Below are 12,772 nucleotides of genomic sequence, written 5' to 3'. Positions count from 1 at the left end.
CTTAAGACTTTTTAACGGCTTTCACGATACCACATGCTATTCAACAATAAAAAACAAGCAAGGAGTGCAAAGAAACCAGAAAAGATCGAAAAATAAAAGCTATTAATTAAACGGGTTTCTGTCGCTTCTTTTAGAACAATTGAACGAGCAAGGGGAGATGTTGCGTTTGTTTGTGATTGAATCAGCTTGAATGGAGGAAGCCTAATGCTTTCTTCTCCTTTGTCGTGTAACCGTGTGACATGCCCACCAGTGTGTTTACTGATGAGAGCTAGTTTTTCTTCCGTTGAAATTAAGTCCAACAATTCGAGATTATCAACCACCCCCACAGAAGAAAATGTTGTTAAATCGCCGTTTTTGATGGTAAAAATTCCTATTTCATCAGTATTAAGAGCTGCTGTAAAAACACCTTCTTTCTCTTGGGTAAGGGTAATATTTTCTTTTTTTCCAGAGGGAAAAGTTATTTCGGCTGGCTCTAGATGATCTTTGAGCGTTTGGCGACGAATTGTTAAACGCTGGTGGTCGCTGATAGCACTTAACTTTTCCTCTTCAAGTTCTGGTTCTTTCATCAGCCAATGGGCAATTCGGCGATAAAGAGCTGCATAAGGACCTCCACCTTCGAAACCTCGTGCCCAAAGCCAACTTTCATCGGAAAGCAACATGCCTATACGTCCTTTATCAACATGGGAAAGAAGTAAAAGGGGTTGTTCATCAGCTCCTTTCATGAGAGCTATACCGTTATTGATATTTTGAATTGCAACTTGCCGTAACCATTGCCCCCATTGAGAAGCCGGATAAGCGGGTGTTGCGAGGTCTCTTGTAACAGGATGACGTTTGCCTTCTTTGGTTAACTGAGGACGAAAAGGTTTTTGAATAATAACACCGTTGGGTAATGCAGGTAGAATGCTGATTAAAGGTGTTTTTGCAAGCGAGTTTTGTTGGGTAAATTCAGGTCCTGTTACCATCAGTAACGCACCACCCTTTTGTACGTACTGGGCGATATAATCATAATAGATTAATGGGAGAACAGCAGAATGTTGGTAGCCATCAAGGATAATAAGATCAAAATTATCAATCTCTTCAACAAAGAGCTTTTTTGTAGGAAATACCACAAGTGATAATTGGCTTAATGGTGTATTATCTGCTTTGTTGGGAGGACGTAAAATAGTAAAATGAACAAGATCAATATTGGAGTCACCTTTCAAAAGATCACGCCATGTTCGTTCACCATTATAAGGCGCACCTGAGATAAGAAGGACACGCAAATTTTCCCTGATTCCTTCGATAATAGCTATGGCACGATTGTTTTCAAAGCTTAATTCATCTTTGTGCGTGTCAGTGGTAACTTGGATAATATTTTTTTCAGCGTGGGGAAGGGTGATTTCAGTTTGAAAAGTGATACCAGGGGTTACAGAATAATGGCCAACTTCTTGTCCATTGACACTTACAGTAATATTTGCTTGCGTTGGTAGAGGTTTTTGGGGGTGGCCTTTATCTTCAACCAAGATGGAGAGCATTTGTGGTTTATTGATAAGGGCAAAGCGAGGGGGAGAAATAATTTTGATTTGGCGGTCAAATTCATCTGTTCTCCCTGTTATAAGAGCATTGATCGGCGCCTTATAGTGAAGGTCTGAAATATAAGGAATGTCATGCACTTGTCCATCGGTGATAAAAATTGTACCTGCATAACGAGATGGTGGGACGTCAGATAGAGCTTGTGTTAAAGCATGAAACAAATTCGTTGAGGGTGCATATTGGTTATCCGCAAGTTTTCCAGCATCAATAAAGCGTGATTCAAATTGTGGATAATGTGCCAATGCATTGGTTAATTGGGTGCGTGCTTCATCACTGTCGTTTATGCGTGTACCGAATGTTTGGCTTTTACTGTGATCAATGACAATGCCGACTATGCTTTTAAGCGGTTCGCGCTGTTCTTTTATGATCATTGGATTAAGCAAAGCAAGGATGAGAGAGCCCAATGCCAGGAGACGTAATAAAGATCCTTGACGTCGTATAACGAGGCCAATAATCACAAAAAGAGAAGCTACCCCTCCTAATAAGAGAATCCAAGAGAGAGGTAAAAAAGGCTGAAAAGTGAAGAATGATATCATTGTCTTCTTTCTCTTTTAAAGCGTTCTAAAAGTGCAGGGACATGAACTTGGTCAGCTTTATAGTTTCCTGTAAGTACGTAGATAACTATATTTAATCCTGCACGAAATGCCCATAGGCGTTGCATCGGATCATTGGGAATCAAAGGGTATTTCCATCTGCCTTTTTCGTCTAGTGCCCAAGCACCAGCAAAGTTATTCCCGGTAATCAGGAGAGAACTTACATTATCACCGGTAGAAAGAGAATTTTCGTTTTTTATATTGGTTGATGATGATTCAACCCATAAAGGTGAACCACGGTAGAGCCCTGGAAAATCTGGCATAATATAAAAAGAACGCGCAATCACATGATCCGTTGATGCTGGTTCAATGGCTGGAATGTTTAATCCCTTTAAGATAGTTCGTAATCTTTGTGTGGCTTGGGTGGCAGTGCCTTCAAGATTAAGGTTGCTATTTATCTGATCACGCGTATCAAATAAAATTGTGCCTCCATTTTTCATAAAACTATTTATTTTTTCAAGGCTCTTTTGTGTAGGGACAGGACTGTTTGCATCGATGGGCCAATAAATGAGAGGGTAGAAGGAGAGTTCATCTTTATCGAGATCAAGTGCCATCACAGAGCCGGGTGAAAGCATTGTACGCTCTGCTATAAATTGACTTAAGGATTCTAGACCACTCTTACTCGTTGCATCAATTTCATAGTTATGTGTTACAACATAAGCAAGATGCGTAGCACCCGCTGCTTTTACCATGCTTTCATTATGATCTTCTATGTTTTGGGCATAAACTGCTGGATCGTGTGAAAACAGAGCGATGAGACCTATTATAAGGGGGAGGAAAAGAAGCATATTGCTCCGGCGCTTGAGAAAAAAAGCGCCTCCCATCCATAAAATAAGAAAATTATCAAAAGCGAATAATAAGAGAGCTAACCCTAAAAGTGGACCAATAAAATGTTTCTCTTTTGTGTCATAAGATAAAGGGTTCTTGTTTAAGGAAGACAACGGTGATTGTTTCATCAAGTGTGATGAATGATTTAAGAGATTGAGTGCGTAAAAATTATTTTTTACGCCATAGAGTCCAGGTGGAGTACGATAGGAGGGAAGGGGTGGATCTTGGGAATTAAGGACTACTGGAACCACATAAGAAGGAGGCGTTTGTAATTGCCCATTTGCAGTTATTGTTTGCCAAGGATTTTGTATCGTTTCTTCTTTTTTGATGTGTATTGGATGTGTACTTTCATAGGCACTGAGTGTGATGAGTTTTTGCAACATTTGTGCAAAAAAGCCAGAAAGGGGGAGATTGGACCATGTGGGATCGGGGGAAATGTGAATAAGAATGAGAGTTCCTTTTCCACGTCTAGCCGCTGTAATAAGGGGCGTTCCATCAGAAAGACTGAGCCATGTTTTTTCAAAAAGATCTGTACTTGGTTCTGCTAGGACTTGGCGTGAGATAGTGACATCTTCTGGAAAAGGGAGATCAAAGAATAAGCTATTTTTGGCAAATGGCGCAAGTTTTTGTGGTTTCGTCCAGGACATAATACTTCCAAGTGAACGTTTGCCAGGACGAAGGGGCACTGGAAGGAGGCTATCATAGTGGTCTGTCGTACTCAGATTTTCTCCTGCAAAGCGGATCAGTGTTCCCCCTTTATTGACGAAGTCAGACAGTTCTTTTTCCGCTTCTTTTGACATGTTCACAATGTCACCCATAATGAAAACAGAAGGATTTTGTTTGAGTAAGTGATCAATATCCGTTGAAAGTTCTCTTCCGCCAGCTGTTATAAGCTGTGTGTGGTTTTGTAATGCTTTGATAATATAATAAAATGGAGAGAGTAAAGGTTGCACCATTTCATTTGTATTGGGTGAGAGAAGAGCAACACGGCTTACTCTGTTATGGCTGTCTACTAAGAAGGTTGCAGCAGCATGCGCTTGGTTGTTAATTTTTATCCAGGCAATATCATTGCGGAGTTCAAGGGGGACATTAAAAGGAACATGCGCCGTTGTTTTTCCCTCAAGGAAGTTTGTCGCAAATTGGTCGAGCAGTTGATTGTTTGAATCATAAAGGCTCAGTGTGGCTGGAGTCTCGCCATGTGTCGTTGAGCGGATGACGCGCGCTACCATGTTTCCATTGTTATTTTCTATGGCCGTTATGCCGATTAAATCAGAAATATCAGATAAATACCATAAGAATGTTTTCGGTTTTAGCTGTTCAATAAGAGCGAAAGCCTGATCATCTTCATTGGTTTGTAATCCATCACTTAAGTAAGCAATATCGAGAGGTATTCCTTTGGTTTTTTCAATCAGTTTTTTTAATGCGTGCACACGGTTGACAGGCCAAGGGTGGGGCTGCAACTGCAGTAAATGCTGTTTTATAGTTTTTGCAGGGAAGGGTCCTATATTAGAAGCGTCATTTTCAGCTGTCGCAATAAAGTAAATATCTTTTTGGTGTTTTTCTGCTTGTGCAAGAAGGGTTTCGACAACAGAAATACGTTTTTTCCATTCTCTCATAGATGCCCATCCATTATCGACAATAAGTGCAAGGGGTTGAGATCCAGAAAGTATAATGGGCTTTTGATTCCAAGTGGGGCGTGCCAAAGCGATAATAATGAGTGCTGCTATGGTTAACCGTAACAACAGTAACCACCAAGGTGTATGGCTGGTAGTTTCTTGCTGATTGGTTGGTTTTGGTAGAAAGCGCAAAGGAGGAAAGAGCTCTTTACGTGGAGATGGAGGGGTTGTCCGTAACAACCACCAAATGATTGGGAGGGATAAAAGCCCCAATAACAGCAAGGGAGCAGAAAAACTCAAAGCGACCTCCTACTATGAGGTAGAGAGACATCCATTTTGTTTGCAAGATGCAAAATGGTTTCTGTTAACGGCTGATCTGTTGTGCTTACGTGATAGATCCACCCTTGGCGTGAACAAAAGTTTGCTAATTTTTGTCGCCTTGCTTGATACAGTTCGCAATAGTGTTTACGAAGCTTTTCTGCTTTTCCAAAAATGTGCCTTTCTTTTGTCTCAGGATCAAAAAACTCTGTACGGCCTCTGTAGGGAAAGTTTTCTTCTGCGGGATCAGCTATTTCAATTAAATGAGCAGTGACCTGTTTTGTCGATAAAATGGTTAAATGTTGGATGATTTTTTCAGGATGATCAAGAAAGTCACTTATTATGATGGTTTGTGAGAAACGTGTAATAGTTGAAAAATTTGGAAGTGGATTTTCGCTTTGATGATTTGTCAAAGCCAGCGCCATGCGTTCTATGACGTTGGATGTAATCGTGGGGGGCATTACATTGGGGATAGCAATATATTCGCCACTGCGTGCCAGAATTGTTGCCAATGCGAGGGCAAGAATGATGGCATAATCTCCCTTAGAAATTTTGGAAAAGCGTGAACAGTAATGCATAGAGGCACTTTGATCAGGCCAAAGCCAAACTGTCTGCGCCCTTTGCCATTCGTGTTCGCGTAGGTAAGTCTGTTCATCACGTGCTGAGCGACGCCAGTCAATACGTGTGATTGATTCTCCTTCAACATAAGGGTGAAATTGCCAAAAATTTTCCCCGTTTCCCCTTTTACGTTGTCCATGCCACCCAGTTATCAGTGTATTGGCAATCCGATGTGCTTGGAGAAAAAAATGCTGCATTTTTGCAGCATCTTCATGCAACTTTCTAGCAAGTGACATTGGATTTTTTTTTGAAATTTTTTTGCCAATCGCCATTTCTAAAGAGCGTCTTTCACGAGATTGTTGATAATATCTTTTACGGTTATATCTTCAGCACGTGCAGAGAAATTGAGTGCCATGCGGTGTTGTAATACGGGGTAGGCCAGTGCTTCAACATCATCAAGGGAAGGAGCTAAACGCCCATAATAAAGCGCGCGGGCGCGGACACAAAGTGAAAGTGCTTGTGATGCTCGTGGGCCAGGACCCCAAGAAACATAATCATTCGCAAGAGTGTTTTCTTTATGAGGGCGGGCTGAACGGACAATCTTTAAAATAGCTTCTATGACATTTTCCGAAATTGGCATTTTACGAACGATATTTTGAATTTTTTGCAGTTTTTCCGTAGACAAAATCGGTTTTGCATTTTGCTGTTTCTCTCTCGTTGTGTCTAGAATGATCCGTCGTTCCGTAGTGAGATCAGGATAGTCAATATCAATTTGCATCAAAAAGCGATCCAGTTGTGCTTCAGGAAGTGGATAGGTTCCCTCCTGCTCAAGAGGGTTTTGGGTTGCAAGTACATGAAAAGGTTTTGGCAAATCATAACGGGTACCAGCAACGGTGACATGATATTCTTGCATGGCTTGCAAAAGAGCTGATTGCGTGCGAGGAGAAGCACGATTAATTTCATCGGCCATGAGAAGTTGGGTAAAAATAGGACCTTGAACGTAGCGGAAAGAACGCTTACCGTTTTTATCTGAATCCATAATTTCAGAACCTATAATATCCGATGGCATTAAGTCAGGGGTAAATTGGATACGTTTTTCATCCAGTCCCAATACTGTTCCTAAAGCTTCAACAAGACGGGTTTTAGCAAGTCCTGGAGCACCGACAAGAAGGGCATGTCCACCAGCAAAAATGGCTATTAAAGCGTATTCAATCACATGATTTTGCCCAAAAATAACTTTGTCAATTTCTTTTTGTAAAATACCCAAATCTTTATGTGTTGTATCAATATCATCAATGATTATTTGAGCTTCACTGTTGATAGTGGCCTTTTTAAGAGAATTGGATGACGGATCATGTTGACTCATATTTCTTCCTTAAGGCGTTTGTCGCAAAATCGATAATTTTCTCTGCATGATAATGAATATTTTATAATTTGTAACAGAAAATGAGAAGAAAAGAAGTATAATATATTGTTTTTTTTAGTATTAGTACACAGAGAAAGCAATCCATTTCGAACAAACAGGCGTGCTGTGTAAGGAATGTATAAGACATATTGTTTTCATGAGGATATCTGTTTCAAGGAAAAGCAGACGATTTTTTGAAAGGTTAAAGAGTGAGCATAACACAAAGTTTCAAACAGGTTGAGTGGTTGCAACAGAATGATCTCCAAACACTTCTTCGCGTTCTATCTTTGGATGGTGAAGAGGCACGTGTTGTGGGCGGTGCAGTGCGTAATCAGTTGTTAGGGCAGCCTATTTGTGATATTGATATTGCTACAACCTGTTTGCCACAACAGGTTATCGTGCGTGCAGAAGAAGCAGGATTTAAAACTGTTCCTACAGGTGTTGCATTTGGTACAGTGACGGTGGTTTCTCGATCCTGTTCTTATGAGGTGACAACGCTTCGCTCTGATATTGAAACGGATGGTCGTCATGCAAAAGTGGTATTCGGTCGTGATTGGCAAAAAGATGCTGAACGGCGTGATTTTACCATGAATGCACTTTATTGTGATGCTGCTGGTCGCCTTTATGATGATGTAGGGGGCTTGAATGATATTGCCAGCCAAACAGTACGCTTTATTGGGATTGCAGAGAATCGTATTCGAGAAGATTATTTACGTATTTTGCGGTTTTTTCGCTTTTTTGCTTGGTATGGAGCAGGACGACCCGATACGCAAGGATTGAAAGCATGTGTTGGTTTAAGAGATGGTCTGCAAAAACTTTCATCTGAGCGTATTTGGGGAGAGATGAAAAAACTTCTCGCTGCTTTGGACCCAACACGTGCTCTTTTATGGATGTGCCAAAGTGGAATTTTGGTACGCATTTTTCCTGAAACAGAAAAATGGGGTATTGATGCGATACACTCATTGGTAAAAACAGAACAGGCTTTTGGTTGGAAAGCCGATCCGTTGTTACGGCTAGAAAGTCTTCTGCCTCCTGATCCTGTACGTCTTCATGAAATGGCGCAGCGCTTGCGTTTATCTCATAAGGAAACAGTACGGTTAAAGGAATGGGCAAAGTTGGAAATGATTAGCCAAAACTGTTCAGATCATTTTGTGCAAAAACTGATTTATTTTTATGGACGACAACCAGTCTTAGATCAATTATCTTTGTCCGTGGCTGCATCACATGTTGATGCACTGGAGCGAAGCGGGACTTCACAAAAAGCAGAACATTACGTTAGGCTTTATCAGCTTGCCCAACAATGGCAGATTCCTACTTTTCCTGTTAATGGCAAGGATTTGATGAAGAAAGGTTTGACGAAAGGCGTGCTTTTAGGAGAAAAGCTCAAAGAGCTGGAAAAGATATGGATTGAAAGCGGATTTCTGATAGATCGTAATGGATTATTAGGAAAAATTAATTTATAATGCCAATTTCGTAAATACACTTTTTTACTCTTTAATAGAGTTTATTGTTTGTTTTTAGCAATGTCATTTTATAATCGTTTAAGCCTTAGTAGTGGAAATGATGCGATGACGTATTATACGGTCCACGAGCTTTGGAGCTTATTCTAAAAGGATATTTAAATTGGTATTATAAGCTGTGAAAAACGTGGTGATTGCATTCTTTTGAGAACCGTTGATCTTGTACAGTGCATTTAGCGTTTCTATTAATTAGTTTGAATGAGTTCTTTACCTATGGTGCTTTTACTTGTCCAATTGCTTTTCTGAATATTGAATACCTTAGTGAACTTTTTATTTTTTCATAAAGTTTTTCTTTTTCCATTAGAACCAATTTGGCGAAGTGCCTCTCCTATCGTTATAGCCACACTCATGGCGAGGTTTAGAGAGCGTGCGTGTGGCTGCATGGGAATTTTCAATGTCTCATCAACGGCTTCATGGACGTAATCTGGAACCCCTGCCGATTCACGACCAAAAAGTAAAACATCATTTTGCTGATAGCACATCTGCGTATAGCATGTTTCTGCTTTTGTGCTTAAAAGCAAAAGACGACGGTTAAAATATTTCATGGTGTGCATAAAATGTTGCCAATCAATGTGTCGTTCTAGTGAGGCATATTCGAGATAATCCATACCAGCTCGTTTGAGGTTGCGATCTGATAAGTTAAAGCCTGCTGGTTCAATAATGTGCACGTGTAAACCAAAACAAGCGCTAAGACGCAAAATTGTTCCAGTATTACCAGCAATATCGGGTTGAAAAAGAGCAATGTGAAGTGTCATAAGCCTCAACTCTCATTTAGCTCTATGGAGTATGGTTTTTCCTTGATGATTTGTAAAGGCGCTCTGTAGCTTATTTGAAAAATATAATTAAGGAACATGTGGTTTTTCCGTTTAGCTGTTATTCATTTTCGATGTCAGGGAAAAAGTTATGCATTCAGGCTTGTTATGAGGTGAGAAGAACATGAGCAGTAAAAATAGGAGCATGGCTAATTCATTCTCAATACTGATTTGAATGATTACAGGAATATGCCCTCTTTAGAGAATGTGTAGGACTTTCCTTTCTCACGAAGTTTAGCCGTATGTGCTTGAGGCTTAGAAGCGTGAGAACTTGATTGTCGATAAGGGTGGCTGGTGAGGTTATCTGATTATAAAATTGATTTTATCGTTTTTTTCCCATTATCAACCACTGCATAATCATTATGGATGAGGAACTAAAGCAGAATGAATGTGGAATTTCCACATTCCCAGCAGAGGTAATATCTGTGTTAATCGTTTCCTATACACAAAGACTCTGGTCTTGCGTAAATTGATCAGATTTGAAAATGTCGGAATATTGCTTGAGCCAAAAGGATTTCTGGTTTTCACTATGAGTTACGTAGCAATAGCAGATAATATATTTGATTGTATTCCTTATTAAGGCTTGAGTGTGTTGAAGGCAGAAAGCATGGGGAAGGTTACACTATTGTTTATTGAAATTGCGTTTAGTGGGGGGAGAAAGAAGAGAATAAACCGCGCAAATAGCAGAAAGTCTTTTTTTGGGGATATTTTTCATGGTTTAGGAAGCTGAATGATTAGGAATTGTGTGATAATTAAGGGTATGGTAAAAAAATATTTTAGAGAATAAGTTTTTTAGTTAAAGCAATGGGTGAGCAAACGAGGCGGGATTTCCTGTTTTTGGTAACAGGTGTTACAGGGGCAGCTGGGATTAGTGGGGTGGTGTGGCCTTTTATCCGTCAGCTGCGTCCTGATGAATCGGTTTTGGCATCTTCTTCTGTTGAGGTTGATCTTTCTTCGATTGAAGAAGGTATGTCGGTAACAGTCAAATGGCGTGGACAGCCTGTTGTTATTCGCAACCGTACTGCAAAAGAAATTTTTGAAGCTCGTGCTACAGAGTTACATCTTCTTAGAGATCGTCAGGCGCGTAACCCTAATCTTGAAGAGGAAGAAGAAGCGACAGATTTTGCGCGCTCAGCAGGCGAGGGGCATGAAAATTGGCTTATTATCATTAATCTTTGTACGCATCTAGGCTGTGTAACACTTGGCCAATCAGGTAAATTTGGGGGGTGGTTGTGCCCATGTCATGGGTCTGTTTATGATACAGCCGGAAGAGTACGTTCAGGACCAGCCAACTACAATTTAGCTATTCCTCCTTATCGATTTCTTTCTGATACTTTGCTGAAAATAGGCTAGAATAGGATAAAGCGATGACAAAATTCCCCCCTTATTCTCCCAAAAGTGCTTTTGCACGTTGGTTTGATAAACGTTTGCCTCTGCCTCGTTTTTTTTACAATATGTTTGTTGTTTTTCCTGTTCCACGTAATCTTAATTATTTTTATACATTTGGCGGTATTTTGACCGTTATGCTTTTATCACAGCTTTTGACTGGTATTGTCTTGGCATTGCATTACGTGCCAGATGTTCATTTGGCTTTTGAAACGAGTGAACGGTTTAGGCGTGAGGGGCAATTTGGTTGGCTCTTTCGTCCATGGCATTCTGTAGGATCTTCGTTCTTTTTTATTGCTGCTTATATCCATTTAGCGCGCGGCCTTTATTATGGTTCTTATAAAAATATGCGTGAAATGGTTTGGGTTACGGGAATTTTCATCTATATCATCATGATGGCAATAGCATTTTTTGGTTATGTGCTGGTTTGGGGGATGATGTCTGTTTCTGCGGCTTCAGTGGTTGCTGGACTTTTAAAAGCTATTCCTTTGGTGGGGAGGTGGTTGCATGCGACACTTCTTGGTGGTTATAGTGTAGGACAACCGACGTTGAACCGTTTTTATGTTTTCCATTATTTTTTGTCATTTGTTTTGCTTTTTCTTGTGGTTCTTCATATTTGGGCACTCCACCAAGTTGGACAGGGGAATCCAACCGGTCTTGCAATACAATCAGATAAAGAAACTGTTCCTTTTGTGCCCTATGCGCTTATCAAAGATATTTTTGCCATTATCGTTTTTCTAATCTTCTTTTCTTGGTTTTTGTTTTATATGCCTGATTATATGGGGCAGGCTGAAAATTATAACGTTGCTGATCCTTTAAAAGCGCCTCTTCGTGTGGTCCCGGAATGGTATTTTTTACCTTTTTATGCAATGCTGCGTGCTATAATTTTTGATATTGGTGCTCTTTCATCAACTTTTATGGGTGTTGTTATCTTAGCTGGTTCGGTTTTCGTGTTGATTTTCGTTCCATGGTTAGACCACTCTAAAATATGTTCCGCAAGATACCGACCTGTTTATAAAATTTTCTTTTGGGTATTCATTGCCGATGTTGTTTTTCTTGGTTGGCTGGGTTCAAGAGAAATCAGTGACAGCATTCTTTCATGGACACAATGGGCTACGGCTTATTATTTTATATTCTTTCTGATTATTTTGCCGATCCTATCTACTTTTGAAAAGGGGTGTTCTCTTCCTTCTTCAATTACTGAAGAGATGAAACAGAAAAAAAATAAACTATGGTAAATACTTTTATTGGATTAATTGTTATAGCAGTGATAGGCTTTCCTTTTCAGAGTGTTGCCAGCAATGTCTCTGATAGAGAGGGAAAGTTCGTTTCTTTTCCCTTACATGTTCCTAAAAAACAGAAATGGAGCTTTTCAGGGCCATTTGGGGGGTATGATAAGGCACAGTTGCGGCGTGGATTAAAGGTTTATAAACAGGTTTGTTCCAATTGCCATGGGTTAAAATATGTCGCTTTTCGCAATTTAAATGCTCTTGGTTATGATCAGGAACAGATTAAGGCTTTTGCTGGGCAATATGAAGTGAGCGATGGTCCTAATCGAGAAGGGAAATTTTTTAAACGCGCTGGTGTTGCAACAGACACTTTTCCTTCTCCTTTTGCTAATGAAGAAGAAGCACGGTTTATTCATAATGGTGCTTATCCTCCAGATTTATCATTGATAGCCCGTGCGCGCACTGTAACTTTGCCGTTTCCTGCTCTTATTTCTGATATCTTGACTCATTATGACACTGCTGGTCCAGATTATATTACAGCTCTTTTAACAGGATATCAGAAAGCGCCGGAAGGCTCAAAGATTGCTGAGGGCTATTGGTACAATCCTTATTTTATTGCCACTGATACTTTAGCTATGCCTCCTCCTTTGCGTGATGGTGTTATTTCCTATGAGGATGGAATTCCAGAAACAGTTGAACAGTATGCGCGCGATGTCTCTGCTTTTTTGATGTGGGCTGCTGATCCTCACATGGAAATTCGTAAAAAAACCGGTTTTCGTGTTATTTTATTTCTCATTATTTTGGGAGGGCTGGTTTATATTTTAAAATCCCGTATCTGGCAAGGTTTAGAGGAGAAATTTGAGAAGAAAACTAAAAACTGAAAAAGAGAAAAGACCAAGGGGATTGGTCTTGAGAGAGTATAAGGAACAAATCCG

General features: G+C 40.1%; 9 protein-coding genes. 4 read left to right on the top strand and 5 right to left on the bottom strand.

Going from position 1 to position 12,772, the window contains the following annotated elements:
- Positions 1-11 precede the first annotated feature (11 nt).
- From HNQ69_RS01645 to HNQ69_RS01630, 4 genes are read right to left on the bottom strand one after another with little or no spacing between them, the layout of a single operon-like run.
- Positions 12-2,108 (bottom strand): hypothetical protein, encoded by a 2,097-nt coding sequence (locus HNQ69_RS01645; protein ID WP_183228358.1) that lies wholly within the window; start codon positions 2,106-2,108, stop codon positions 12-14.
- Positions 2,105-4,909 (bottom strand): DUF4159 domain-containing protein, encoded by a 2,805-nt coding sequence (locus HNQ69_RS01640; protein WP_183228357.1) that lies wholly within the window; start codon positions 4,907-4,909, stop codon positions 2,105-2,107. Before HNQ69_RS01640 ends, HNQ69_RS01645 begins: the two co-directional genes overlap by 4 nt.
- The gene (locus HNQ69_RS01635) at positions 4,906-5,817 is read right to left on the bottom strand and encodes a DUF58 domain-containing protein (protein WP_183228356.1); all 912 of its coding nucleotides are present in this window, start codon (positions 5,815-5,817) and stop codon (positions 4,906-4,908) included. The genes HNQ69_RS01640 and HNQ69_RS01635 overlap by 4 nt, the downstream gene beginning before the upstream one ends.
- Positions 5,818-5,819: 2 nt before the next feature.
- Entirely contained in the window at positions 5,820-6,851 is a 1,032-nt protein-coding gene (locus HNQ69_RS01630; RefSeq protein ID WP_183228355.1) for an AAA family ATPase, read from the bottom strand.
- A gap of 248 nt (positions 6,852-7,099) precedes the next feature.
- Here HNQ69_RS01630 and HNQ69_RS01625 point away from each other — a divergent pair, with 248 nt between their 5' ends.
- The gene (locus tag HNQ69_RS01625; RefSeq protein ID WP_183228354.1) at positions 7,100-8,353 is read left to right on the top strand and encodes a tRNA nucleotidyltransferase/poly(A) polymerase-related protein; all 1,254 of its coding nucleotides are present in this window, start codon (positions 7,100-7,102) and stop codon (positions 8,351-8,353) included.
- A gap of 335 nt (positions 8,354-8,688) precedes the next feature.
- On the opposite strand, the gene HNQ69_RS01620 is transcribed toward HNQ69_RS01625, so the two are convergent.
- A complete protein-coding gene (locus tag HNQ69_RS01620; RefSeq protein WP_183228353.1) occupies positions 8,689-9,165 on the bottom strand; it encodes a tRNA (cytidine(34)-2'-O)-methyltransferase in 477 nt (158 codons plus the stop codon).
- 861 nt (positions 9,166-10,026) lie between these two features.
- Between HNQ69_RS01620 and petA the strand changes: the two genes are divergently transcribed.
- Genes petA through HNQ69_RS01605 form a run of 3 tightly spaced genes read left to right on the top strand, consistent with a single transcriptional unit; the run spans position 10,027 to position 12,718 of the window.
- Entirely contained in the window at positions 10,027-10,575 is a 549-nt protein-coding gene (gene petA / locus HNQ69_RS01615; protein WP_183228352.1) for a ubiquinol-cytochrome c reductase iron-sulfur subunit, read from the top strand.
- Positions 10,576-10,589: 14 nt separating this feature from the next.
- Positions 10,590-11,846, top strand: coding sequence for a cytochrome b (locus HNQ69_RS01610; protein WP_183228351.1), 1,257 nt, complete (start codon positions 10,590-10,592; stop codon positions 11,844-11,846).
- Positions 11,840-12,718, top strand: coding sequence for a cytochrome c1 (locus HNQ69_RS01605; RefSeq protein WP_183228350.1), 879 nt, complete (start codon positions 11,840-11,842; stop codon positions 12,716-12,718). Before HNQ69_RS01610 ends, HNQ69_RS01605 begins: the two co-directional genes overlap by 7 nt.
- Positions 12,719-12,772: the final 54 nt, after the last annotated feature.

This window comes from Bartonella callosciuri (assembly GCF_014203215.1).
Taxonomy (GTDB): Bacteria; Pseudomonadota; Alphaproteobacteria; order Rhizobiales; family Rhizobiaceae; genus Bartonella; species Bartonella callosciuri.
This window is presented reverse-complemented; position numbering and strand designations above follow the sequence as displayed.

Excerpts from the sequence above, each read along its gene's own strand:
- HNQ69_RS01645 (WP_183228358.1), bottom strand. The coding sequence starts at position 2,108 with ATGATATCATTCTTCACTTTTCAGCCTTTTTTACCTCTCTCTTGGATT.
- HNQ69_RS01635 (WP_183228356.1), bottom strand. The coding sequence starts at position 5,817 with ATGGCGATTGGCAAAAAAATTTCAAAAAAAAATCCAATGTCACTTGCT.
- HNQ69_RS01630 (WP_183228355.1), bottom strand. The coding sequence starts at position 6,851 with ATGAGTCAACATGATCCGTCATCCAATTCTCTTAAAAAGGCCACTATC.
- HNQ69_RS01620 (WP_183228353.1), bottom strand. The coding sequence starts at position 9,165 with ATGACACTTCACATTGCTCTTTTTCAACCCGATATTGCTGGTAATACT.
- petA (WP_183228352.1), top strand. The coding sequence starts at position 10,027 with ATGGGTGAGCAAACGAGGCGGGATTTCCTGTTTTTGGTAACAGGTGTT.
- HNQ69_RS01610 (WP_183228351.1), top strand. The coding sequence starts at position 10,590 with ATGACAAAATTCCCCCCTTATTCTCCCAAAAGTGCTTTTGCACGTTGG.
- HNQ69_RS01605 (WP_183228350.1), top strand. The coding sequence starts at position 11,840 with ATGGTAAATACTTTTATTGGATTAATTGTTATAGCAGTGATAGGCTTT.